At 72.3% G+C, this 23,535-nt stretch carries 27 protein-coding genes; 7 read left to right on the plus strand and 20 right to left on the minus strand.

What is annotated here, in order from left to right; translation table 11 throughout:
• The first annotated feature begins 661 nt into the window (after positions 1 to 661).
• Entirely contained in the window at positions 662 to 2,089 is a 1,428-nt protein-coding gene (locus QI633_RS20630) for a DUF222 domain-containing protein (RefSeq protein ID WP_282426925.1), read from the plus strand.
• Positions 2,090 to 2,110: 21 nt separating this feature from the next.
• Here QI633_RS20630 and QI633_RS20635 read toward each other — a convergent pair whose 3' ends face one another.
• Positions 2,111 to 2,758 (minus strand): LysE family translocator, encoded by a 648-nt coding sequence (locus QI633_RS20635; RefSeq protein WP_282426926.1) that lies wholly within the window; start codon positions 2,756 to 2,758, stop codon positions 2,111 to 2,113.
• A 79-nt stretch (positions 2,759 to 2,837) separates the two neighbouring features.
• On the opposite strand from QI633_RS20635, the gene QI633_RS20640 reads away from it, so the two are divergent.
• Entirely contained in the window at positions 2,838 to 3,179 is a 342-nt protein-coding gene (locus tag QI633_RS20640) for a hypothetical protein (protein WP_141797639.1), read from the plus strand.
• Here QI633_RS20640 and QI633_RS20645 read toward each other — a convergent pair.
• A complete protein-coding gene (locus tag QI633_RS20645; protein WP_282426927.1) occupies positions 3,171 to 3,752 on the minus strand; it encodes a TetR/AcrR family transcriptional regulator in 582 nt (193 codons plus the stop codon). The two genes, QI633_RS20640 and QI633_RS20645, sit on opposite strands and share 9 nt — an antisense overlap.
• Positions 3,753 to 3,809: 57 nt before the next feature.
• On the opposite strand from QI633_RS20645, the gene QI633_RS20650 reads away from it, so the two are divergent.
• Entirely contained in the window at positions 3,810 to 4,262 is a 453-nt protein-coding gene (locus QI633_RS20650; RefSeq protein ID WP_282426928.1) for an SRPBCC family protein, read from the plus strand.
• Between the two features lie 3 nt (positions 4,263 to 4,265).
• Here the strand turns inward: QI633_RS20650 and QI633_RS20655 are convergent, their stop codons facing one another.
• A complete protein-coding gene (locus QI633_RS20655) occupies positions 4,266 to 4,892 on the minus strand; it encodes a maleylpyruvate isomerase family mycothiol-dependent enzyme (RefSeq protein ID WP_141797636.1) in 627 nt (208 codons plus the stop codon).
• Entirely contained in the window at positions 4,889 to 5,779 is an 891-nt protein-coding gene (locus QI633_RS20660; protein WP_141797635.1) for an ArgP/LysG family DNA-binding transcriptional regulator, read from the minus strand. Before QI633_RS20660 ends, QI633_RS20655 begins: the two co-directional genes overlap by 4 nt.
• A 79-nt stretch (positions 5,780 to 5,858) precedes the next feature.
• On the opposite strand from QI633_RS20660, the gene QI633_RS20665 reads away from it, so the two are divergent.
• Together QI633_RS20665 and QI633_RS20670 are read left to right on the plus strand one after the other, a co-directional pair.
• Positions 5,859 to 6,482, plus strand: coding sequence for a LysE/ArgO family amino acid transporter (locus QI633_RS20665; RefSeq protein ID WP_282426929.1), 624 nt, complete (start codon positions 5,859 to 5,861; stop codon positions 6,480 to 6,482).
• 53 nt (positions 6,483 to 6,535) lie between these two features.
• Positions 6,536 to 7,717 carry a PucR family transcriptional regulator gene (locus tag QI633_RS20670; protein WP_282426930.1) on the plus strand — a complete coding sequence of 394 codons (1,182 nt, stop codon included), beginning with the start codon at positions 6,536 to 6,538 and terminating at the stop codon, positions 7,715 to 7,717.
• A 9-nt stretch (positions 7,718 to 7,726) separates the two neighbouring features.
• Here QI633_RS20670 and QI633_RS20675 read toward each other — a convergent pair whose 3' ends face one another.
• Together QI633_RS20675 and QI633_RS20680 are read right to left on the minus strand one after the other, a co-directional pair.
• Positions 7,727 to 8,206, minus strand: coding sequence for a (2Fe-2S)-binding protein (locus QI633_RS20675; RefSeq protein ID WP_141797632.1), 480 nt, complete (start codon positions 8,204 to 8,206; stop codon positions 7,727 to 7,729).
• Positions 8,207 to 8,216: 10 nt separating this feature from the next.
• Positions 8,217 to 10,562: a molybdopterin cofactor-binding domain-containing protein gene (locus tag QI633_RS20680; RefSeq protein ID WP_282426931.1), complete on the minus strand. Its 2,346-nt coding sequence runs from the start codon at positions 10,560 to 10,562 to the stop codon at positions 8,217 to 8,219.
• 160 nt (positions 10,563 to 10,722) lie between these two features.
• Here QI633_RS20680 and QI633_RS20685 point away from each other — a divergent pair, with 160 nt between their 5' ends.
• Entirely contained in the window at positions 10,723 to 10,938 is a 216-nt protein-coding gene (locus QI633_RS20685; protein WP_141797630.1) for a hypothetical protein, read from the plus strand.
• A 9-nt stretch (positions 10,939 to 10,947) separates the two neighbouring features.
• Here the strand turns inward: QI633_RS20685 and QI633_RS20690 are convergent, their stop codons facing one another.
• From QI633_RS20690 to QI633_RS20700, 3 genes are read right to left on the minus strand one after another with little or no spacing between them, the layout of a single operon-like run.
• Entirely contained in the window at positions 10,948 to 11,784 is an 837-nt protein-coding gene (locus QI633_RS20690; protein ID WP_282426932.1) for an alpha/beta fold hydrolase, read from the minus strand.
• Positions 11,785 to 11,794: 10 nt separating this feature from the next.
• Positions 11,795 to 12,433 carry a hypothetical protein gene (locus QI633_RS20695; RefSeq protein ID WP_282426933.1) on the minus strand — a complete coding sequence of 213 codons (639 nt, stop codon included), beginning with the start codon at positions 12,431 to 12,433 and terminating at the stop codon, positions 11,795 to 11,797.
• Between the two features lie 23 nt (positions 12,434 to 12,456).
• A complete protein-coding gene (locus QI633_RS20700) occupies positions 12,457 to 13,020 on the minus strand; it encodes a hypothetical protein (protein WP_282426934.1) in 564 nt (187 codons plus the stop codon).
• A gap of 32 nt (positions 13,021 to 13,052) precedes the next feature.
• On the opposite strand from QI633_RS20700, the gene QI633_RS20705 reads away from it, so the two are divergent.
• Positions 13,053 to 13,697 carry a dihydrofolate reductase family protein gene (locus QI633_RS20705; protein WP_282426935.1) on the plus strand — a complete coding sequence of 215 codons (645 nt, stop codon included), beginning with the start codon at positions 13,053 to 13,055 and terminating at the stop codon, positions 13,695 to 13,697.
• Positions 13,698 to 13,709: 12 nt separating this feature from the next.
• On the opposite strand, the gene QI633_RS20710 is transcribed toward QI633_RS20705, so the two are convergent.
• From QI633_RS20710 to QI633_RS20760, 11 genes are all read right to left on the minus strand, one after another.
• Positions 13,710 to 14,633, minus strand: a complete 924-nt coding sequence (locus tag QI633_RS20710) for an EamA family transporter (RefSeq protein WP_282426936.1) — start codon at positions 14,631 to 14,633, stop codon at positions 13,710 to 13,712.
• Positions 14,634 to 14,774: 141 nt separating this feature from the next.
• Complete coding sequence (locus tag QI633_RS20715; RefSeq protein WP_282426937.1) at positions 14,775 to 15,353, minus strand: hypothetical protein; 579 nt, start codon at positions 15,351 to 15,353, stop codon at positions 14,775 to 14,777.
• Positions 15,350 to 16,183, minus strand: coding sequence for a MarR family transcriptional regulator (locus QI633_RS20720; RefSeq protein ID WP_282426938.1), 834 nt, complete (start codon positions 16,181 to 16,183; stop codon positions 15,350 to 15,352). Before QI633_RS20720 ends, QI633_RS20715 begins: the two co-directional genes overlap by 4 nt.
• A gap of 113 nt (positions 16,184 to 16,296) precedes the next feature.
• A complete protein-coding gene (gene ychF, locus QI633_RS20725; protein WP_282426939.1) occupies positions 16,297 to 17,370 on the minus strand; it encodes a redox-regulated ATPase YchF in 1,074 nt (357 codons plus the stop codon).
• A 62-nt stretch (positions 17,371 to 17,432) separates the two neighbouring features.
• Positions 17,433 to 18,254: a M57 family metalloprotease gene (locus QI633_RS20730; protein ID WP_282426940.1), complete on the minus strand. Its 822-nt coding sequence runs from the start codon at positions 18,252 to 18,254 to the stop codon at positions 17,433 to 17,435.
• Positions 18,255 to 18,324: 70 nt separating this feature from the next.
• On the minus strand, positions 18,325 to 19,443 hold the full coding sequence (locus tag QI633_RS20735; protein WP_141797623.1) for an oxygenase MpaB family protein: 1,119 nt from the start codon (positions 19,441 to 19,443) through the stop codon (positions 18,325 to 18,327).
• Positions 19,444 to 19,533: 90 nt separating this feature from the next.
• Positions 19,534 to 20,223, minus strand: a complete 690-nt coding sequence (locus QI633_RS20740) for a dihydrofolate reductase family protein (protein WP_282426941.1) — start codon at positions 20,221 to 20,223, stop codon at positions 19,534 to 19,536.
• Positions 20,196 to 21,170 carry a lysylphosphatidylglycerol synthase domain-containing protein gene (locus QI633_RS20745; protein WP_282429317.1) on the minus strand — a complete coding sequence of 325 codons (975 nt, stop codon included), beginning with the start codon at positions 21,168 to 21,170 and terminating at the stop codon, positions 20,196 to 20,198. The genes QI633_RS20740 and QI633_RS20745 overlap by 28 nt, the downstream gene beginning before the upstream one ends.
• Complete coding sequence (locus tag QI633_RS20750; RefSeq protein ID WP_282426942.1) at positions 21,086 to 22,096, minus strand: glycosyltransferase family 4 protein; 1,011 nt, start codon at positions 22,094 to 22,096, stop codon at positions 21,086 to 21,088. Before QI633_RS20750 ends, QI633_RS20745 begins: the two co-directional genes overlap by 85 nt.
• Positions 22,093 to 22,506 (minus strand): 6-carboxytetrahydropterin synthase, encoded by a 414-nt coding sequence (locus QI633_RS20755; protein ID WP_282426943.1) that lies wholly within the window; start codon positions 22,504 to 22,506, stop codon positions 22,093 to 22,095. The genes QI633_RS20750 and QI633_RS20755 overlap by 4 nt, the downstream gene beginning before the upstream one ends.
• A complete protein-coding gene (locus QI633_RS20760) occupies positions 22,506 to 23,504 on the minus strand; it encodes a zinc-binding alcohol dehydrogenase (RefSeq protein WP_282426944.1) in 999 nt (332 codons plus the stop codon). The genes QI633_RS20755 and QI633_RS20760 overlap by 1 nt, the downstream gene beginning before the upstream one ends.
• Between the last annotated feature and the right edge of the window lie 31 nt (positions 23,505 to 23,535).

Genomic DNA, 23,535 nt, shown 5'->3' on the forward strand with positions numbered 1-23,535 from the left:
GAAACCACCGGGCCATCGGCGCGAACTGTCCGCGGGCTTCGGGTGCGTAGCGGGTCGCGTTCCGAAAGGCAGCGACGAAGAACGTCAGGCGGTGGCTGGGTTCTGCGGTCGGGCTACGGTCCGCGCCCGGAGGTCGAGGAGGTCGCGCAGCGACCGTCACGAGACCACCGCAACCAATCTCGTCCGACGGTTGAGGTGCGAGGAGCGCCAGCGACGAGCCTCGAAACCACTGGACCATTGCGCGAACTGTCCGCGGGCTTCGGATGCGTAGCCGGTTACGTTCCGAAAGGCAGCGACGAAGAAGGTCGGGAGGTGGTCGGGTTCCGCGGTCGGGCGTCGGTTCGCGCCCGGAGGTCGAGGAGGTCGAGGAGGTCGCGCAGCGACCGTCACGAGACCACCGCAACCAACCCTTGTCCGGTGGTTGAGGTGCGAGGAGCGCCAGCGACAAGCCTCGAAACCACCGCGGCCATCGGCGCGAACTGTCCCCGGGCCTCGGGTACGTAGCCGGAACAGCACGGAAACGCGCAGCAACGAGGACGGTCCGTAGGAGCCGGGTCCTGCGGTCGTCTTGCGGTCCGCGCGCGGTCGAAAACCCCTAGAAACAAGGAGAAAGTCCCCGGCAGGCCTCGTCATTCGAACATGTGTGCGATAGAATCGACGCATGATCTCGGACCTCTCGGATGCCACGCCGGAGCAGCTGCTCCACGCGGCCGACGACGGCGTCCGGATCCACCGGCTCCACGAGGTCCAGCAGCTGGAACTGCTGCTCGCCTGGGCCGACCTCCACTCCGGTGATCCGCAGGCCGAGCCCGGCGCGGTCCCGGTCCGGTACGGCGGACCGCGGCTCATCACCCTGGGCGGGGACGGGACCCCGGAGGTCGCCGACCTCGCACTGGTGGAGATGGCGATCGCCCGTCACGAGCACGTGCTCTCGACCCGCGGCGCCCTGGCCGACGCGTTCGACCTGCGCCACCGCCTCCCGCAGACCTGGGCCGGCGTCCGTGAGGGACGCTGCGAGGCGTGGGTGGTGCGTCGGGTCGCACGGATGTCCCGCACCCTCGACCGCCACCAGATCAGGATCGTGGATGAGGCCGTCGCTGCCGCGTTGGATCAGGCACCCAGCCGGATCCTCGCCATCGCGGAGGCCAAGGTGATCGAGGCCGACCCCGCCGCTCACCAGGCCCGGATCGAGAAGAACCAGAAGGGCAAGGGTGTCTGGTACCCCAAGCCTCGCCCGGGCTCCCAGGTCGACGACAACGATGCGGTCAACACTGCCGGTATCGGGACGGTGTTCGCCCGGCTCGACGAAGCCGACGCCCTCGCCCACCAGCACACGGTCGACGACCTCGCTGCCGCCCTCGCCGAGCACGCCGACGTCCCCGAGGGCGCCGAACCACTGTCGATGGACCACTGGCGGGCCGAGGCGTTCGCGATGCTCGCCGACCCCGCCGCCGTCCTCGCCTTCCTCCACGACATCAACGACACCTCGGAGGTCGAGGAGGTTGCGCAGCAACCGTCACGAGACCCCCGCAGCCCGACCGCCGAACTCATCGTCCACATCTCCCTCACCGACACCGGCGCCCTCGGACCCCTCGCCCGCATCGAGAACCTCGGCCCCAGGCTCCTCACCCAGGTCCGCAACCTCCTGCACCGGCACGCCACCATCACCGTGCAGCCCGTCATCGACCTCCACACCGGCCGTTCGGTCAACGGCTACGAACACCCCACCGACGTCAAGCACCGCACCCAGCTACGCACGATCGGGGACGTGTTCCCCCACGCCACCGGCCTGTTCGTCAAGCACGGCCGCCCACCGGACCACGACCACACGGTGTCGTACGACAAGCACGGACCACCCGGCCAGACCGGCGATCACAACGACACCCCACTCGCCCGACACCACCACCGAGCCAAGACCCACGTGCCCGGATTCACGGTGATGCAGCTCGGACCCGGCAAGTGGATCTGGGGCACACCCCACGGCCTCTACCGCCTCGTCACCGGCGGCGGCACCACCGCGATCACCCGAGCCGAGTACCAGCTCCACGCCCAGGACGCGATCGTCCTCGCCGACGACTACGCCGCCTGAGCCCGCCGACCGACCGCCGTCCTAGTGACTCTCGGCGGTCGCGAGGGTGATCCCGAGGCCGACCATCATCACGCCGCCGGCGGCGCCGAGGGAGTCGAGGCGCTTCGGCTTGCGGGCGAACCAGTCCCTGGCCCGGGCGGCCAGCAGCGCCCAGCAACCGTCGGAGCAGACCGCCATCACGCCGAACAGCAGGCCGAGCAGCACCAGCTGCGGCGCGGCCGGTGCCCCGCCGTCGATGAACTGCGGCAGGAAGGCCACGAAGAACACGATCGTCTTGGGGTTGGTCGCGCCGACGACGAAGCCGGTCCGCACCGACGCGAGCCCACTGCTCGGCGCCGCCTCCGCGCCGAGGCCGACCGCCTCGAGGGCGGCGCGGGCGTCGGCGCGGTGGAGGATCGCGCGCACGCCGAGGTAGACGACGTACGCCGCGCCGGCGAGCTTGAGCAGCGTGAAGGCCGTCGCCGAGGCCGCCACCACAGCACCGAGGCCCACCGCGACGAGCACGACCTGCGCCAGCAGGCCGAGGGCGTTGCCCACCACCGACAGGAGCGCGTCGCGGCGACCGACCGTGAGCGCGCGGCCGATGGTGAACAGCAGGCTCGGGCCCGGGACCTGGATGAACAGGAACGAGGCGATCGCGAAGGCGGCGAGCTGACTGGTCGACGGCATGACGGAAGTATCCGTCCGCGACCGGCCTCCGCGCGAGCCGATTCCTCATTCGGACGGCCGGTGCGCCGATGGCAGGGAGATGGAGGCGGACGAGCGGCCGGACTGCCCGGCGTGGTGCGTGACGACGCCGGGCGAGCACGCCGAGGACGACCCGGGCACGCTGCTGCACGAGGGCCCGACCTTCGGCCTGCTGCGCACCTGGTGGCTGGAGGGCGTGACGAGCTCGTTCACCGCCACGATCGCCGAGCCGGACGAGGATGACGGCGAGCTCGGCGCCGACGCGCTGCGCCGGCTCGCCACCGATGCGCTCGACGCCGCGATGTGGCTGGACCGGCAGGAGCGGACCTCGCCGGTGGAGCGCGGCGTCTCCGTGGTCGAGCTGGTACGACGGGCCCACGAGGGCTCGTCGCGCTCAGCCTGACCCGACCACCGCCAGGGCGAGCCGACGCGCGGTCCCGAGCGCGGTGTCGTCGCCGAAGAGCTGGCGCCGGGTGTTGGCGGCGACCAGGTAGGCGTCGATCCGGAACGCTCCTTCGGCCGGGTCCGCGACACCCGCGGCCCGGAGCTCGCCCTCGAGCAGCTCGAGCCACTCCCGCTTGAGGGCGCGCACGGCGGCGGCGACCGGACCGTCGCGGTGTCCGTACTCCGCTGAGGTCGCCGCCACGAAGCACCCGCCGGGGAAGACGCCGGCGCGCTGGTAGTCGACCCAGGCGTCGAGCAGCGCGGCCAGCCGGTCCCGCCCGGGCGCGGCTCCCCAGACGGGCGCGATCACCGTGTCGACGTACACCCGGCGGGCCTCGGCGACGGCGGCGACCTGGATCGCCTCGCGGGTTCCGAAGACGGTGAGGATGCCGCTCTTGCTCAGCCCGGTCGCGGACGCGAGGCCGCCGACGGAGATCGAGTCGAGGCCGTGCGTCGTGGCGATGTCGGCCGCGCACCGCGCCGCCCGTCGCCGGGTCGCGTCGCCCCGGGCCCGTCGTCCGTCGTGGGTCATGGGAAGACTATACGTCCGACTGGACGTAAAGATCGATCGCGGCTACCGTCCGAAGGCATGGACCAGCTCGAGGACTCGATCGGGATCGACGCCCCGCCCGCCACGGTGTGGGCACTCGTCAGTGACGTACGCCGGATGGCCGAGTGGAGCCCGCAGGTCACCTCCACCCGGATCAAGGACGGCGGCGAGCCCGGCGAGGGCGTCGCGTTCACCAACCGCAACCAGCACGGCGAGCTGGAGTGGACCACCCACGCACGGATCCTGCGGTTCGAGCCGGAACAGGAGATCGCGTTCCGGGTCGAGGAGAACTGGGCCGTGTGGTCCTTCCACCTCGCGCCCGACGGCGCCGGCACCGTGCTCACCCAACGCCGGTCCACGCCCGACGGCATCTCCGAGCTGTCCCGCGAGCTGACCGAGGGGTTCCTGGGCGGGATGGACGTGTTCACCGCGTCGCTGCGCGACGGGATGCGGCAGACGCTGAGCGGGATCAAGGCGACGGCGGAGGCCTGAGCCTCACGCGAACCGCTCGCGCAGCGTCGCCACCCCGGGCCCGCTGAGGTCGTCGAGGACGACCGTGCGTCCGGCCGAGACGAGCAGCAGGTCGATGGCGCGCCCCTCGACACGCGGCCCGTCGCCGTGGACGAGGCCGGCGTCGGTCGCCGCCAGAGTCAGCCCGGCGAGGGTGCGCCGCGTGCCACCCATCGCCTCGGAGGTGCGGACCTGCCACCCGAAGGCGTCGGCGACCGCGCCGTCGTCGTACGCCCGGGCGATGCCGAGCGGGCGGCGGACGTCTTCGCCGTGGACGATCTCCTCGACCAGGCGGGTCACTCGCGGGGCCGGCGGCGACCTGCGCAGGTCGACGGCGGCGCGCCAACGGGCCACGGTCTCGGCGGGCGTGCGGCCTCGTTCCCGTTCGACGCCGTCCTGGTTCTGCCGGTCGAAGTCGAAGCGGGCCCGCGCCATGGTCAGCACGAACCGCGGCACCGACGTCTTCGCGACGTCGACGAGGTGGGCCACCACGTCGTGCACACTCCACCCCGCGCACAGCGACGGGACGTCCCACTGCTCCGCGGTCAGGGACTCGAGGTCGGCGAGCAGGGCGAGGCGCTCCTGGCGGACGAACGGCCACACGTCGGTCATGACACCTTCGTAGCCCGTGCCACCGACAACACCCGCGCCGCCCGGCGGACGTCATCGCTCAGCGCGGCCAGCGCCGGGCTGTCGAGGCGCCACCGCTGCCAGAAGAGCGGTACGACGACCGGCCGGGCCCCCGGGAGCCGGACCACCTCCTCGGCGGCCAGGCTGGCGGACAGCTGCGGGTCGAGCAGCATCCCCCAGCCGAGCCCGGCCCGGATCGCCTCGTGGAAGTCGGCGGTGCTGGGCACCCGGTGCACGACGGGCGGCCGGCCGGCGTGGTGGGCGGCGAGCAGGTCGTCCTGCAGGTGGTCCTTCTCGTTGTAGACGACGAGTGGCATCGCCGCCCAGTCGATGCCGCGGCCGCGCCGGTGCTGGTCGACGAGCCAGGGTGCGGCCGCCGGCGTGTATCTGATCCCGCCGAGCCGCTCGACCACGCAGCCCTGCACGGGGTGCGGCTCGTCGGTGACGGCGGCCAGCACCTCGCCGCGGCGCAGCAGGTCGTCGGAGTAGGCCTGGTCCTCGACATGCAGCCGCAGCGCGGTCCCGGGGCGGGCGGCGACCGCGGCGAGCACCGGCCGGAACCAGGTCGCCAGCGAGTCCGCGTTGACCGCGACCGCGAGGTCGACGACCTCGTCGCTGCCGAGGCTGACGGCGGCCTCGGTGCCGAGGAGGCGCAGCTGCCGGCCGAGCCGGACGAGCGGCTCCCCCGCCGGCGTGACGGTGGCGGGCGTCGTACGGCGGACGAGGACCTGGCCCGCCGCCTGCTCGAGGGCACGCACCCGCTGGCTCACCGCGCTCGCGGTGACGTGCAGCCGGCGGGCGGCCGCCTCGAAGGTGCCCTCCTCGGTGATGGCGACGAGGGTCTCCAGCTGGGTGGGGTCGAAGCGCATGACTCATGTTAAGCAACGCTCATGTTCATGAAGGAACATTCGCTGTCCTTCACCACCAGGGACCCCTAGGTTCGAGTGCGTGCTCGCCCCTGCCCTCGCCGGTCTGCTGACCACGGCCTCCCTCATCGTCGCGATCGGCGCCCAGAACGCCTACGTCCTGCGGCAGGGCCTGCTCCGCTCCCACGTCGGCGTGGTGGTGCTCATCTGCGCGGTCTCCGACGCGGTGCTGATCGCCGCGGGCATCGCCGGCGTCGGCGCGCTCGTCGACGAGACCGGCTGGGCGCTGAGGGTCGTGCGGTGGCTGGGCGTCGCCTTCCTGCTCTGGTACGCCGTCGGCTCGCTGCGCCGCGCCACCCGCCCCGAGTCGCTGGCGGCCGCCAACGGCACCGCGAACGCGGCGGCCGAGACCCGGCGCAGCGTGGTCACCCGGGTCGTCCTGCTGACCTGGCTCAACCCGCACGTCTACCTCGACACGCTGCTCCTCATCGGCTCGATCGCCACCGCCCACGACGGCGGCGAGCCCGCCGGACGCTGGTGGTTCGGGATCGGCGCGGCGCTGGCGAGCCTGCTCTGGTTCTGCGGGCTGGGCTTCGGGGCGCGGCTCCTCGCCCCACTGCTGGCCCGGCCGCGGTCCTGGCAGGTGCTCGAGCTGTGCATCGCGGCCACGATGATCCTGGTCGCGGTCAAGCTCGCCCTGGGCTGAGACCGGGCGCAGGCACCAACGCAGGACCAGCCTGTCGCGGCTACCGTCGAGAGATGCTCCCGGATCCACCCCTCTCGGACCTGCTCACGACCCCCGAGTTCGACCGCCTGCGCCTCGCCGAGTGGTTCGAGGCCCGTCTCGACGATCTCGCGACCGACGCCACCCGCGCGATCTGGGCGGCGGTGCCGGCGTACCGCACCAGCGGGCTCGAGGAGGAGGTCATGACCCACTGCCGCCAGATCTTCGCGGTCTTCGCGCGCACGGTCCGCGAGGGCCGCGACCCCGACCTGGCGGACTTCCCGCAGACGACGGGGCATGCGCAGAAGCGGGTCGAGGTCGGCGTACCGCTCGCGGACTTCCTCAAGGCGTTCCGGATCGGACAGCTGTCGATGTGGGAGACCCTGCAGGCCTATCCCGCGGAGGGAGCCGAGCGGGAGGCGGTGCTGATCACCCTGGTGTCCCACGTGATGCGCACGATCGAGGTCGGCAGCTCGGCCGCCGCGGCGGCGTACCACCAGGCGCAGCAGTACCAGATCGCCGACCTCGAGCGGACCCAGCGCGACACGCTGGAGCGGCTGCTCGACGGCCAGCCGCTGCTCGACCAGCACCGCACGACACTCGCCCACGTCGGCCTCGGCGGCGTCGACCCGGGGTATGTCGCGATCGTGGCGACGCCGGGGGCGGCTGCCCGGCCGGCCTTCGCCGCGCACGCACCGGGCATGGTCGTCGTACGCCACCACGAGCTGGTCGGGCTGGTTCCCCTGGACGCCGACGTCGAGCGGGTCGCGAAGGAGCTGGCCGCGACCGGGGTCGACGCGGTGATCGGCACCAGCCTCCCGCACAGCGGGTACGACGCCGCGCCGGACGCCTACCGCGAGGCACTGCTCGCGCACGACACCCTCGAGGGCCGCCCCGGGCTGCTGGCATTCGGGGCGATCTCGCCGCTGAGCTACCTGGTGCGCCGCCCCGACCCGACGGTGCGCAAGCTGGTCCGCCCCGAGATCCTCGGCTTCTTCACCGACGACCTCGCCGCCGACGGCGTGTACGCCGACTCGCTGGAGGCCTACGTCGCCCACGACCTCAACGCGAAGGAGGCCGCGCGGGCACTGCACGTGCACGTCAACACGGTCTACTACCGGCTGGAGCGGATCGCGCTCAAGACCGGCGCCGACCTGCACCGGTTCGAGGACGTCGTCGAGCTGCTGGTCGCCGTACGCGCGGTGCGGCTGCCGTGAGCGCCGGACCTACATGCCGTCGGCGCCAGCCTTGATCGCCTCGCGAATGCGGGGGTAGGTGCCGCAGCGGCACACGTTGCGGATCGAGTCGAGGTCGTCCTCGGTGATCTTGCGGTTCTCCGCGCGGACCCGGTTGACCAGCGCGACCGCGGCCATGATCTGCCCGGGCTGGCAGTAGCCACACTGGGCGACGTCGTGGTCGAGCCAGGCGTCCTGCATCGGGTGCAGGCCGTCCCCGGGTGCGGTGTCGGCGAGCCCCTCGATGGTGGTGATCTCGTCGTCGGGGCCGATCGCGTCGATAGGCACCGAGCAGGGGTTGAAGGCCTTGCCGTTGATGTGCGACGTGCAGGCCTTGCAGACGTTGATCCCGCAGCCGTACTTCGGGCCGGTGACGCCGAGGACGTCGCGCAGGACCCACAGGATGCGGACGTCGTCCTCGACGTCGACCGTCACGGTCTCACCGTTGAGCTGGAAGGTGTGCTTCGGCATGGCGGGGTCCTCAGGAGACGTAGTCGAGGCCGTTGGTCGGCGACTCGGGGACGGACGGGACGAACGACTTCGGCTCGAAGTGCAGCGGGGCGTTGAAGTTGATCGGGAACTCGGTCGGCATCGACCCGGTGGCCCGGGCGTAGGCACACGCGACCGCAGCCATCGACGCGGCCACGCCGGCCTCCCCGATCCCGCCGGGCTCCTGGCGGTCGGAGTCGATCACCTCGCAGTGGAACTCCAACGGCGTGTTCCACTGCCGGGTGTAGGCCGAGTTGTCCCAGCTGGCCTCGAGGAAGTGCCCGTCGACGAGGTGGTTGCTGTAGCTCAGCGCCTGGGCCATGCCGTCGGAGAATCCGCCCATCATCTGCGCCTGCACGCCGAGCGGGTTGATCGCGAGGCCGCAGTCGACGACGACCGTCGCCCTGGTGACCCGCGGCCCGGTGACGGCGTCGCGGACCTTGCGGTTGACGGTCTCGGGGCGGCAGTCGATCTCGACGACGACGGCCGTGGCGCCCTTGTACTCCTTGTGGATCGCGATGCCCTGCGCCGTGCCCTTGGGCATCTGCTTGCCCCACTCGCCGAGCTCGGCGGCCCTGCGCAGCACCTTTTTGACGATGCCGCTCTTGAGGTACTTCAACCGGAACGCGACCGGGTCCAGGTTCAGCTTCGCGGCCAGCTGGTCGACGATCAGCTCGTTGGCGGTGCGTACGTCGGGCGAGTAGATGTTGCGCACCGAGCTGGTGTTGAACCGGTCGAAGTCACGGTTGGACTCGTTGAGCAGCTGGGTGACGACCCCGAAGTTGTAGGGGAGCTCCTGGCTGAGGAGGAAGATCGTCTCGGAGAAGCCGAGGTTGGCCAGGCCGGTCGGCAGGGCCGCGACCTCGGCGGTGAGCCGCTCCCCCAGTCCGTGGGTGAAGTCGGTCGACACCGAGGTGTGCCGCTGCTCGAAGCTGACCACGCTGCCGAGCAGCACCGTGGCCCGCACCCGCGAGGTCGCCATCGGGTGCACGCGCCCCTGTCGCGGCTCGTCGGCGCGGTGCCACATCAGCTTCACCGGCGCCCCGAACGCCTTCGACGCGTGAGCGGCCTCGATGGCGGCATCGCTGAACAGCTTGCGGCCGAAGGAGCCGCCACCCTGCACGACGTTGACGGTGACCTTGTCCGGCGCGAGCCCGAGGGCCTTCGCGACCTTGGACTGCGCGTCGACCGGCGACTTCAGGCCGCCCCAGATCGTGGCGGTCCCGTCCTTGACGTCCGCGACCGCGCAGTTGGGCTCGAGCGCCGAGCCGCTGCGGAAGTGGAAGACGAAGTCGCCCTCGACGGTGGTCGCGCCGAGCTTCGGCACGGCGAGCGGCAGCTGTGCCGAGCGCAGCTCCTTGAGGATGTCGGCCGACGACTTCCCCGCGACGGTGCCGCCCTTCCACGCCACGTCCAGCGCTCGGACCGCGTCGATGCACTGCCCGAAGGTCTTCGCGCGCACCGCGACTCCGGTCGGGATGATCGCGACGTGGGTGACGCCGGGCATCGCCTCGACGGCGGCCTGGTTGCGGATCGCCGTGGCCGTGCCGTTGAGGTCGGGGGCGCGGCAGACCATCGTCGGCAGCGCACCGGGGACGTCGAGGTCCATCGCGAACTGCTTGCGTCCGGTCACCGCGTCGCGGGCGTCGAGGCGGCGCTGCGGCGTGCCGACGACCTTGTGCTCGCTGAGCGTCTTGAGCTCGACCTTCACCTGCTTCGTGGTCGCCGGCGCGGCCAGGGCCGCCGCCTCGCCGTACGGGAGCGCGTTGCCGAGCAGGTCGTAGATCACGCCGCCCTTGACGCTGAGTGTGGTGACGAGCGCACCGAGCTGGATCGCGGCGGCGTCGAGAAGCGCCTTGCGGGCGACGGCGGCGGCGACCCGGATCGGGGTGTACGTCGAGATGGTGGTGTTGGAACCGCCGGTGAGCTGGTTGAACAGCAGCTCCCTGCGGGCCGGCGCGAGCGTCACGTGCACACGCTCGACGGGCAGGTCGAGCTCCTCGGCGATGATCATCGCCGTCGAGGTGGTGATGCCCTGCCCGACCTCCATCCGCGGCAGCGCGAAGTGGGCGTCGCCCTGGTCGTCGACGTGGATCGCGATCAGGTTCGAGGTCGGCAGGGTGCAGTGGGTGAGGAAGTCGTTGAGGTCGTAGAGCTCGGGGATCTGCGGCACCGACGGGATCGGCAGCCCGGCCGCCTGCGCGGGCGCGGCGCCGAGCGCGAGGTCGGCCGCGACGACGAGGCCGGTGCCACCCATCACGTAGCCGACGAAGGAGCGGCGGGTGAGACGACCGGTCGGCTGCCGGTCCCCCTGGTCGGTCGTCTGGTCGTGCGACATGACGGAACGTCTCCCGTTCGTCCGAGGCCGGCGCCGCCCCATGCAGCGCCACAACGGGTGGCCTCCTGCAGCGTGGCACCCGTCACACCGCCCTGACCATGTGAGTCGGTCCAAGGCGGGTTGGAGACTGCTCCAAGACGGGTCCCAGTAGCCTCGGGGCATGGACCAGGACCGGTACGGCGTCCGGCCGCGCTGGCAGCGGCTGCTGTTCGGCCTGCCGCCGGCGATCGCGCTGCTGCTCGTCGGCGGCTACTGGACCCTGCTGTCCTGGGGCGTCATCGGCGACGAGACGTCCAACACCTTCTCGCTCATCGGCCCGATCGTCGCCGGGTTCGGCGTGGCGCTCGGCTGGGTGGTCCTGCAGCGCCGTCCCTGACTCTGCGGCTCAGCCGCGGATCCAGGTCGCGACGGTCTCCGCGAGCGGCAGCGGCTGGGCGTCCGCGTCAAGGAGCAGGTCGTAGCCGTGACCGGACTCGGCGGCCTCGAACCGGCTGCCCTCCGGCGCCTGGCCGACGATCGCCTGCGCTCCGGTGACCTGGTCCTCGCCCTCGCCGTCGGCCATCGCGACCAGCACCGGCACCTTCAGCGCGCGCCCGCCGTCGACGACCTCGATCCCGTCCCAGTCGACCGGCCCGGACAGGTCCACGGCAGCGTCCACGTCCGGGTCGGTGGCAGCCGTCATCAGCGCCACACTGCCACCCATCGAGGCCCCGACGACCACGACCCTGGTCGCGCCCAGTCGGGTCCGCGCCTCGCGCACGGCCACGCCGACCGCGTCCACCTGATGCGGTCCCTTGCGGTCGCCGCGACACTTCGACTCGCCGTACCCGCACAGGTCGATCGCCAGCACCTGTACGCCCTGCGCGACCAGGTCGGCGGCGTACGGCAGCCAGCCGCACAGACCGTTGCCGTCGGTCTGGTGCAGCAGCACCGCGACCGTCGGCCCGGTCCCGGCGGTCACGGCGCTGACCTTCCCGACCTCGGCGTCCTCGATGACCTCCGGCGCGAACCCGGTGTCCGCGACGTCCGTGGGCTGGGGGCCGCAGCGGCCGAGCGGGCCGTCGAGGGCCTGCCACGGCGCCTGGGTGGCGCTCGGCGTCGAGGCGCTGGGCGTGGGAGTCGGCCTCGGCGTGGCTGCGCCGCGCGGCTCGTCGTCGCCTCCGCAGCCGGCGAGCGCGAGCGCCGCGAGAAGGATGAGCACTGCCCCGATGCGTGACTTCATCGAGACATTGTCAGCCCTGGGCGCGGATGTGGGGGGAGATCAGGGCCGTCCGCACCGACATCCCGAGGTCGCGATGCCGCAGCGTGGTGATCCGCCGCCCCGGCTGGACCGCGTCCTTCACCGGGCTGGTGCGCTCCCCGAGCAGCGCCGCCGCCGCGTCGATGTCCGCGACGGTGTGGGTCAGCCCCCACAGGCCGGCAGGTCCCTCGCCGGCGACGCCCGGCGACCCGACCACCTCGAGGATCACCGCGCCCAGGCGGTAGAACACCTGCCGCATCGGCGCCCCTGCGAGTGCGCCGTCCCGCTCCCGCCGTACGTCGAGCCCCACCGCCGCCAGCGCGGCGGTGGTCCGCGCGAGGTCGGGCGAGAGGAGGACGACGTGGTCGAGGTGGGTCACCCCGTTGGGATGGGTGGCGCCCTGCGCCGGAGCGGCCGCGGACACGGTGGTCGAGACGCCGTCGAGGTCGGTGGTGCCCTCGGGCACATTGCCGAGCGCCCACCCGACGATGCCCGTCCCGTGCTCGCGCCCGACGAGCCGGATCCGCACCGCTCCCACCCGGCAGGTCCCGTCGTCGTCCACGGCGAACCCGGCCTCCCGCCACGCCTCCGGCGGGTCGGCGACGAGCAGGTCGGCGAGGGCGACGGTCACGGGCCGACCCTAGTGGCCTTGGATCAGAAGCCCACGGCCCGGTTTCGACGACGGACCCGAGCAGGTCGGACCCAGCGGTGCCAAGCGGCCCGGCTGCCCTGGACGATGAGCCCTGCCACCAGAAAGGCACCCGCCCCGAACCCGGTCATCTGGAGCACCTGACGCTGGGTGGTGACCGGGTCGACGGTCACAGAGGGATCGTCGTCGCCGCTGCTCCGCACGATCAGGTGCGTCTCGCCAACTTTGACGTCGCCATTGCAGGACCACCTGTCCGTGAAGGTCGCGGGATACGCGGACGGCGGGTCTGACGAGCGCCAGGTGACATCGGCGCGTGGCCCCTCCCCCTTGCCACACCCGTCGAAGATCAGGATCCCGCGCCCATCTACGGCGACGACCTCGGCGTGCTCGATCGACCTGCCCTCAAGCGACTTGAGGTCCCCCAGGGCGGTAAGTCCGAACAGAGTTCCCCCGAGTACCGCGAGCACCAGGATCGACACCCACCACGGTGTACGCGAGCGCAGCGCGATGATCCACAGTCGCAGCCGCTTGATGTGCCCGCGCGCGGCGTCCTCACTCGTTCCTCCCACAGGCCGGATCGTCCCATGCGTACGCTGGCGCGATGGCAGTCCGGGTCGACCTCAACATCTCGCTGGACGGATTCGCGACGACGACCGACCAGACGCCCGAGAACCCCTTCGGCGATGACTGGCCGCGCCTGACCGGCGCCTACACCGCGACCCGCACCTTCCGCGAGCGGGTGCTGCACGACACCTCGGGCGCGGGCACCACCGGTGTCGACGACAGGTACGCCGAGGCGTACTTCGCCGAGCTCGGTGCGGAGATCATGGGCGCCGGCATGTTCGGCCTGCACGACTTCCCCGACGACCCCGACTGGCGCGGCTGGTGGGGCGACGAGCCGCCGTTCCGGATCCCCGTGTTCGTGCTGTCCCACGGCGCCCCACGACCCCCGATCGAGATGGCCGGTGGCACCACCTTCCACTTCCTCTCCGCCACCCCCCGCGAGGCCCTCGACCGCGCCCTCGCGGTCGCCGACGGAAAGGACGTCCGGATCGGCGGCGGCGCCCGCGTGGTCCGCGACTTCCTCGCGGCAGGGCTCGTCGACCGGCTCCACGTCGCGATCGCGCCGATCCTGCTCGGCCGCGGTATCCGGCTCTGGGACGACCTGCGTGGCCTGGAGGACGGGTACGACGTCGTCACCGAGACCGCGGAGAGCGGCACGATCCACCTGACGTTCCGTCGGTAGGGCGCGCCACGCTCAGGCCGGGTCGAGCACCGGGTCCTCCGCCGGCCGGGGTGGTCGCTCGACGGTGATCACGACGGCGACGGCCGCGACGATCACCAGGCCCCCGACGAGCACGGCACTCGTGATCGGCTCGTCGAGCAGGGCCCGGCCGAGGAGGACCGCGACGACCGGATTGACGTACGCGTAGGTGGCGACGAGGCCGATCGGCGCATTGGCGAGCAACCACACGTACGCGCTGAACCCGACCATCGACCCGATCACGACGAGGTACAGCCACGCGAGCCAGGTCCGGGCGTCGTACGCGAACGGGGTGGGCGACTCCCCCACGGCGAGACCCAGCGCCACCATCATCACCCCGCCGGTCCACATCTCGTGGACCGCGAGCACGAACGGGTCCTTCGGGAGGGTGAGGCGGGGTTGCACCCACGAGCCGAACGCCCAGAACCCGCTGGCCGCCAGCACGAACGCCGCACCGACGAGCGGAATGTCGCCCTGGCTGCGCCCGCCCAGCACGAGCCACGCGAGACCGACGAATCCCAGCACCACGCCCAGCACCGACCACCCCCGCGGCCGGTCGCCGCCCGCGAACCGGTAGGCCACCACCCACAGCGGCACTGCCGCGACGAGCAGCGCCGCGACCCCGCTCGGCGCGCCCTTGCTCTCGCCGACCGCCACCAGGCCGTTGCCCAGCAGCGGCAGCATCAGCCCGAGCAGGGCTGCACCGAGGAGCTCCCCGCGACCGACCCGCACCGAGACGCCGCGCAGCCGCAACACCACACCGAGGAGCAGCCCGGCCGCGACGAACCGCGCACCCATCCCCGTCAGCGGTGGCACGTCCTCGACGACCACCCGGATGCCGAGGTACGTCGAGCCCCACACGACGTACACGATCGCGAGGGCGGTCGCGACCATGCCGAGACGAGCCTGCCTGTTCATCGGACTCCTGCCTGCCTGGTCACCACCGATCCTGACGAGGACAACAGCCCGCGCGCCACGCGATATTGCGCTGCGGCGTCGATTGGCAGCGGGTCGACGCAGACTGGCAGTTCCTCGACGCCGCGGGGCCGAGCCGGTTCCTCAGCGGGCCTGACCGCCGCGCTCGAGGTCCATGCACCGTCCGTACAGGTGGCTCAGCTCGTCGTCGATCGCCGCGACCAGGTCCCGAGCACGCTCGTCGACAGCGATCCGGAGGTAGCGCTCGTCGGCCATGATCGCGACCAGGGTGTGCTCGACGCGGCGGTAGGCGGCCGGGTCGTCGCGCATCCCGCGCAACCGGTCGACGTACCCGCTCAGGACGGCGAGGTAGGCCCCGCCGGCCAACCGCGCATCCGCCCTCTCCTGCGCCTGCCGGAAGGTCTCCCGCAACCGCCGAGCGGTCCGGGCCGCGACGGCGTCCGCGTCGGTGACCGGTACGGCGAAGCCGCGTCCGTAGTCACGCGCCACCTCCGGTCCGGGCATCCTGATCAGGCTCGGGCCGCGAAATCGTCGGGGAGCCGGGCGGAGGCCGGCACCGTCCGCCCAGCCGGCCAGGATCCCCTGGTTCGCCTCGACGTCCGCCACCTCGGTCTCGGCGGTCGCCAGGACCGAGTACCAGTCGGCGAGCAGCTCGAGGAGCAGCGCTCCGTCGTACCGGTAGGTCGCCAGGAGGAACGTCACGAGTCGAGCGGAATGTGTTCGTACGCCGCGGCGAACACCGGCCCGAGTCCTGCGATCAGCTCGTCGAGCTCCTCGGCGTCCAAGGCCAGGTAGGGGGCGGTCGCGAGCGTGTCGGTGAGGTCCTCGATCCGCTGCTTGGTGGTGCGGCCGGCATCCGTCAGCGCGCCGTCGCCGTCCAGCAGCCCGCGGCTGCGCAGGCCGGCGGCGACCGTTGCCAGCTCGGCCCCGGGCAGGTGGTGGGTCCGGCCGAAGGTCTCGAGCGTCAGGCCGAAGGACGCCGCCAGGAGTGCATGTCCCTCGATCCCGCCGATGCCGTGGGCCAACAGGGCGGCGATGTGGCCGTCCCCACGGTGCTCGCGAAGCAGCGTGGTCGCATGCCACAGGCGTGCGACAGGGTCCTCGGGTACGGCGAGCGCCCGGAGGCCGGCGTACAGAGCCCGCCCCTCGGTCGGGGCGCTGACCGCCGCCCGGGTGGCGAGGTCGGCGATCCGTTGCAGGCCGGCATCCTCGGCGATGTCGCCGAGCTTCCGACGCAGTGCGGCGGCGCTGGCCCGCTCCCGCAGCGAGATCGCCTCTTCGGGGCTGATCCGCGTCCACACCCACGGGATGTGACGAGCCACCTCGCCGTCCGCGAAGTTGTAGAACGCGGCGTGGACGACCTCGGCGGGCGCGAGTCCCAGGGGCGCCGCGCGGCCGGCGAAGTAGCCGTCCCAGAAGTTGCGCATGCCGACCTCCCGGAACGCGCGGTCGACGTCCTCGGAGAAGCTGACGGTGGCGATCGGTTCGATCAGCTCGAACAGGCGGCGGACCTTTCCCTGCGGATGGGTCATCTGCGCTCCTTCGGTGGTCGTGGTGGCGCCGCTCGGAGCGCCTCTCACCTCGACAACGAACAGGGGTCGCCCGGTTCGACAGGTTGGGACGGACGAATGCGCCCCTGCCACTGTCAGACGTTGAAGCGGAACTCCACCACGTCGCCATCGGCCATGACGTAGTCCTTGCCCTCCATCCGGACCTTGCCGGCTTCCTTGGCCTTGTTCATCGACCCGGCAGCGAGCAGGTCCTCGAAGGACACGACCTCGGCCTTGATGAAGCCCTTCTGGAAGTCGGTGTGGATGACACCGGCGGCCTCGGGGGCGGTGGCGCCCTTGGGGATGGTCCACGCGCGGGACTCCTTGGGGCCCGCGGTGAGGTAGGTCTGCAGGCCGAGGGTGTCGAAGCCGACCCGGGCCAGCACCTCCAGGCCGGGCTCGGTGACGCCGGCCTCGGCAAGGAACTCGGCGGCCTCCTCGTCGTCGAGCTCGATCAGCTCGGACTCGAACTTCGCGTCCAGGAAGATCGCCTCGGCAGGGGCGACGAGCTCGCTCATCCTGGCCTTCAGCTCGTCGTCCTGGAGCTCGTCGGCGTCGCAGTTGAAGACGTAGATGAACGGCTTGGCGGTGAGCAGCGAGAGCTCGCGCAGCAGCGAGCGGTCGATCGAGGTCGCGATGATCGGGGTACCGGCCTCGAGCGCCTCCTTAGCCTCCCGCGCGGCCTCGAGGTTGGCGGCGAGCTCCTTGACCTTGCGCGCCTCCTTCTCCAGCCGTACGACGGCCTTCTCCACCGTCTCGAGGTCGGCGAGGATCAGCTCGGTCTGGATCGTGGAGATGTCGTTGCCGGGGTTGACCTCGCCGTCGACGTGGGTGACGTCCTCGTCGCGGAACACGCGGGTCACCTGGCAGATGGCGGCGGACTCGCGGATGTGGGCGAGGAACTTGTTGCCGAGGCCCTCGCCCTGCGAGGCGCCGCGGACGATGCCGGCGATGTCGACGAACTCGACGGTCGCGGGCAGCTGGCGCTCGGAGCCGAAGATCTCGGCGAGCTGGGCCAGGCGCGGGTCGGGCACGCCCACCACGCCCACGTTGGGCTCGATGGTGGCGAACGGGTAGTTCGCCGCGAGGACGTCGTTCTTGGTCAGCGCGTTGAAGAGCGTCGACTTGCCTGCGTTGGGGAGACCGACGATGCCGATGGTGAGTGCCACGGCCGGATTCTAGGGCGGTACGACGAGGGGGCCCGAATCAGCGGCCGGGCCCCCTCGCCGGATCAGGAGCCGTACAGCGCCCGCGCGCCCTCGGCGTCGGACGCCTGGAACTCCAGGTCGGCCGAGCCGCCGTTGCACTGGGGGTAGTGCATGATCGACGAGGAGTCGTACGGCGTCAGCGGCCGCCAGTTGTTGTCCTCGAAGCAGGTGCCGGCCTCGGGCCGGGTGTGCTCGTGGCGGAAGCCGAGCGTGTGACCGAGCTCGTGTCCGAGGATGTCGCCGGGCTCCCAGGTGCCGGAGGTCCAGATCGAGTCGTCGACGAGGACGTTGCGCTGGCGCTTCGGGGTGCTCGGGAAGAACGCCCGCGCGATGTACTGCGACGTCGAGACCGGCTCGACCGAGAAGAGCACGGAGTTGTTGCGGGTCGTGCACTTGCCGTCCTGGGCGGGGACGTAGACGAAGTTGATCTTCGACGACGCGGCCTCCCAGAGGCCGGCGCCGGCGCTCATCGCGGCGACGATGTCGTCGTGGCGGGTGCCGAACTTGGTGCTCACGCAGTAGGTCAGGTTGGCGACCTGCGTGGCGCTCCACTTGTCGTCGGCGCCGTTGACGGTGTTCACGACGAGGCCGTTGTCCGGCGTCCTCCCGGACTCGACCATGCTGTCGTAGAACCTGTGGAGGTCGGACCTGGTGCTGATCGCCTCGTCACCGTTGACGACGTAGGCACCGTCGACGTCGACGTACGTCGAGGCCTCGAACTCCTTGAAGGTCGGCACGTCGGCGGTGCTGTCTGCATCGGCGGCGGTCGACAGGGTCGCGCCCGCGAAGGCTGCGACCAGGCACGCGACTCCGGCGGAGATCTTGTGGATCCGGGAAGACAACATGCAAGAACCTTTCGATGGATGGGGTGGATCGGCGCTCATCGAATCGCCGCCACCCCACCACCGACAAGACTCAGAAACCGGCAGCGCCCGTCGCTGCAGGAATGTGAGCCGGGTCCATCGCCCCGATGTGCCGCTCCGACTCGACCAGGCCCTCGTCGGAGGGCTTGACGCCCTGGTTGAAGACCCGGTCACGCTGCTTCTCGCGTACGTCGTGGTGCGCCTCGGCGGGGACGTCGAAGCCGAAGTGCGCCTGGGCCTCGCGCACGCCCCAGACCCGGTCGCTCCTCGGCGGGATCCCGAGGATGGCGGGCGCGGCGATCTCGACGGCCTGGGGCGCGAGCAGCTCGAACAGGGCCAGGCGGGCGTTCATCGAACGCTCGAAGAGCTTGTGGAGCACCTTGTTGCCGACCAGCGCGACGAGGTCGATCACGCGTCCCTGGCGCAGGTTGGCCATGTCGCGCATGTACCTCGGGTACGTCGAGATCACGCCCTTGCTCATGATCCACATGGCCGGCGCGACGGCCTTCTTCTGCCAGCCCGGCATGCTCGGTGGCAGCGCGACGGCGAGCGGCATGATGAAGTGGATCATGTCCTGCGCGGCCTCGGAGGCGGCCAGCCTCGGGCGCCACTCCTCGAAGTAGCGGTGCACCTCGGCGCGCGTGGCCGGCACCTCGGCCGGGTCGATGGTCTGCAGCTTCGCGATCTCGGCGCACTCGGCCCAGAACCGGTTCTCCTCGGCCTCACTCAGCCTGCCGGGGCCGAACATCTCGTAGCACTTGAGGATCGAGTGCCAGGCGGTGACGTGGATCCACAGCTGCGAGGCGGAGCTGTTGGCGTCGTACGTGCTGCCGGTGACGGGGTCGTGGCCGACCGCCTTCGAGTGCACCTTGACCAGCACGTCGGCCGCCCTCGCGGTCTGCTCGGCGCCGCCGAACAGCTGCATCGCGAAGTAGCGCAGGGTGCGGCCGTAGCGGGTCGAGGGCCGGTACTTCACGCCGCCGGACTGCACGACCGCGGCCGCGAGGTTGGGGTCGAAGTGCTCGATGGTGACCGCCCGCGCGAACCCGAGGACGTACGACGTGGGGTGCGACCACACCTTCCACGACACCGAGTCCGGCCCGAGGAAGCCGTAGTCGGCCATCGGCTCGTACTTCGCGAGCATCTGCTTGCGGGTCTGGACACCGAACATCGCGGCACTCCTCATCTGATTGCTACAGTCGTGTAGATTCAGGAGTCTTTACACGAAGCCGCCGATTGTCAAACGGGGCACGCGCTCTCGTCAGTGCTCGAACCGCTCCGACAACGCGTAGCGCAGCAGCGCCACGTCGTCGATCGCGCGGGTCTCCACGAGCTCGGCGCGGCTCCCGGCATGCCACGGGAACACCCCGTCGCCGACGAACCGGCGCGCCCGCGCGTCGCCCACGAAGAACGGCGCGACGACGAGCTGGAGCTCGTCGGCGAGCCCGGCGGTGAGGAACTGGGTGTGCACGGACCCGCCGCCCTCGACCATCAGCCGTCGTACGCCGCGCGAGCCCAGGTCGGCCGCCAGGGCCTCCATCCGCACCCGGTCCCCGAGCCCGACCACCTTGGCCTCCGCGCCGACCCGGCTCTCCACCATGGGAACCGTCGGGTCCGGGCAGTAGACGAGCTTCTCGCCGTCACCTGCCGTGAAGAACCGGGCGGCCGGGTCGAGGTCCCCCCGACAGGTCAGGGTCACCTTGACCGGGCCGGCCGGGAGTCCCGCCGCGACCCGGCTGCGCCGCCGCTCCTGCGAGCGGATCAGCAGGCGCGGGTCGTCGTTGCGGACCGTCGTCGCGCCCACGAGGATCGCGTCGCAGCCCGCGCGCACGCCGTCGACCCGGTCGAAGTCGGCGTCGTTCGACAGCAGCAGCCGCTCCGCGCCGGCACTGTCGAGGTAGCCGTCGAGGGAGATGCAGCAGCTCAGGAGGACGTACGGCCGCTCACCCATGCGGGGCCTCCTTCCAGGGTCAGGAGACCGGGCAGCGTCGCGACCAGCGACATCACGCCGTACACGACCGCGACCTCCACTCCGGCGGCAGCACCGAGCCCGGCCGCGCCGAACACCCAGGCGGCCGCGCCCTCCCGCGGGCCCCAGCCGGCGATGCTCACCGGGACGGCCGAGGCCAGCAGGACCAGGAGCGCGAGCGCCGCGAGCCGGGGCGTGGACTCGGTGAGGCCGGCGGTGCGGGCCGCGACGAGGAACACCAGGACGTGCCCGCACGCCGCGAGCACGGAGAGCAGCAGCACCTGCGGCCAGACGCCACGCAGGCCGGAAGCGAGCTCGCGCCGGACCGGCGCGGCCGCGAGCACCGCCAGGCCGACGACGACCAGCACGACCAGCACCGCCAGCGCCCAGCCCCGAATCGCCGGCGGCAGCAGCGGTACGGCGGCCACCGCCAGCGCGGCCTGCGCCGCCTGGCCGCTCACCCGGTCCCAGAGCACCGACCGCAGCCCGCGGCCGAGCGCACCCGCGTCCTGCCCGTGCCGGTAGCCGCGGTGCAGGTCGCCGAGCACGCCGCCGGGAAGGCTCGCGTTGAGCAGCTGGGCGCGGTAGCAGCTGCGGTAGGCGCCGCGGAACGGGACCGCCACCCCGAGCCCGGTCGCCAGCAGGCTCCACCGCCGGGCACAGCAGGCCGTCGTCGCGGCGGTGACGACCAGCGCGACGACGAGCGCGCGGGGATCGGTGCGCGCCAGCCCGTCGAGGAACGGCTGCGCGCCCAGCCGGGCCACCAGCACGACCAGGATCGCGAACCCGGCCGCCAGCCGGAGCGGCGCCCCTAGGCCGTGTCCTGGCGTCGTCGTGTCGATGGCTACGTCCTCCCCTCGCCCGTGAGTACGACGGCCGGCGCGATCCGGTTCAGCACCCCGGCCACCTCGGCCACGGTCCCGGCCCAGGCCCCCAGCTGTCCGCGTCGACCCGCCGCCGCGGCACGCCACCGGGCCCGCAGGCCGGCATCGCCCAGCCAGGCCCGCAGCGCACCCGCCAGCGCGGCCGGGTCACCGACGGGAACGAGCGTGCCGGCCTCGCCCAGCGCCTCGGGCTGGCCGCCGACGTCGGTCGCGATCGCGGGGAGTCCGCGGGCGACGCCCTCGGCGAGCGCCATCCCGTACGACTCCCGGTGGGACGGCGCCAGCACCAGGTCGCTGGTCGAGCGGAGCCCGTCCAGCGCGGCCGGGGTGAGCGGGCCGACCAGCTCGATCCGGTCGGCGATCCCCTGTCGTCGCGCCGCCACCCGGAAGGCGGTCACGAAGGCGGGCGCCAGGTCGAGCGCCCCGACGCAGCGGCAGGTCCAGTCGAGGTCGCGGACCTCGGCCAGGGCGGCGAGCAGGTCGTCGTACCCCTTGGCGGGGGTGACCGGGCCGACGCAGAGCAGGTGCGTGCCGGCAGCCGATCCGGCGACGAGCGGGCCGGGGTCGGCGCCGGGAAGGGCGACGTGCACCCGGTCGGCGGGCACCCCGACCTCGTCGACGACCCAGTCCCGGCTCCAGGCGCTGGTCGTCACGACGGCCGCGACCGAGCGCAGCACCGACGACTCGGCCGGCCCGGACCCCGGCATGTGCAGCAGCATGGCCACCCGCAGCCGGCGGGCCTCCGCGACCAGCGCCGTCGTGGTCGAGGCGACCAGCCCGTCGACCAGGACCACCGCGCCGTCGGGGATCCCGGCCAGCACCCGGTCGAGGCCGACGACGCCGACCCGGTGCTCGCGCACCTCACGCCCGCGTGCGGCCAGGCCCGCCACCAAACGGCGGTCGTAGAGGTTCCCGCCGCTCGGCCGCCGCGGGTCGTCGATGCCGTCGGGCACCAGGACGTGCAGGGTCACAACGCCCGCTCGTAGCTCGCCCACGCGACGTGCGACTCGTGCAGCGTCACCGCGATGGTCGCGAGGGTGCGGCCGCCCGGGCCGAGGTCGCCGGCGGACGCGCACTCGGCCAGCCGGTCGGCGACCCAGCGGGCAAGCACCTCGGTCGAGCTGTTCTGCCCGGCGAGCCCCACCTCGTCGTGCACCTCGTCGTCGTCGAGGTTGCGGTAGTGCAGCCGCCCGAGCACCTCGCGCACGACCTCGGTGGCGCGGCCGATGTCGACCAGGATCCCGTCGGCGTCGAGGTCGGTGCCGGCGAACGTCGCGTCGATGACGTACGTCGCGCCGTGCAGCCGCTGCGCCGGTCCGAACACCTCACCGCGCAGGCTGTGCGCGACCATGATGTGGTCGCGAACGGTCACCCGGAACATCAGGCCTCCTCGGGGTCGGGGTTCTCGTGGGAGTAGTCGATCGAGTGGCACAGCCCCGGCATCGAGCCGGCGGCGATCTTCGCCAGCACCGCGGGCAGCTCGCGGAACGGCGAGCAGTCGGTCAGCAGTACGTCGAAGCCCGGGTCCCGGAGCAGCTCGAGCGCGAGCGCCAGCCGGTCGCGGTGGCTGCGCGAGTCCCGCCGCGCGGGCGCGACCGCGCCGACCTGGCTGCTGCGCAGGGTGAGCCGGGAGGAGTGGAACGCCTCGCCCAGCGGCAGGCTGACCGGCCGGTCGCCGTACCAGGACAGGTCGAGGACGGTCCCCTCCGGCGCGACCAGCTCGAGGGCCCGCCGCAGCCCGGCCTCGGTGGCGCTGGTGTGCACGACCAGGTCGCTGCGGCCCACCTCGTCCGTGGCGCCGGCGAAGCCCACGCCCAGCGCCGCGGCCACCTCCGCACGCCTCGGGTCGGTGTCGACGAGGGTGACCCGCACCCCCGGCACTCCCACCGCCAGGCGGGCGACGCAGCAGCCGACCAGCCCCGCCCCGACGACGGTGACGTGGTCGCCGAGCAACGGCGGCGCGTCCCACAGCGCGTTGAGGGCGGTCTCGACGGTGCCGGCCAGCACCGCGCGCTCCGCGGGGACACCGTCGGGCACGGGCACGACGGCGGCGGCCGGGACGACGTACGACGTCTGGTGGGGGTGCAGGCAGAAGACGGTGCGCCCCACCAGCTCGCCGGGCCCACGCTCGACGACGCCGACGCTGAGGTAGCCGTACTTCACCGGTCCCGGGAACTCCCCGACCTGGAAGGGCGCCCGCATCGCCGCGTGCTGACCGGGCGGCACCCGGCCGGCGAACACCAGGGTCTCGGTGCCGCGGCTGATCGCGGAGCGCAGCGTGCGGACCAGGACCTCGTCGGCGCCGGGCTCGCGGAGCGCGACCGGCCGGATCTCCCCGTGCCCCGGCTCGACCACCCAGTACGCCAGCGCCTCGTCCACCCGGGGACTCCTCTCGTTGAACCGGCCCCCT

The organism is Nocardioides sp. QY071, assembly GCF_029961765.1.
Lineage (GTDB): Bacteria > Actinomycetota > Actinomycetes > Propionibacteriales > Nocardioidaceae > Nocardioides.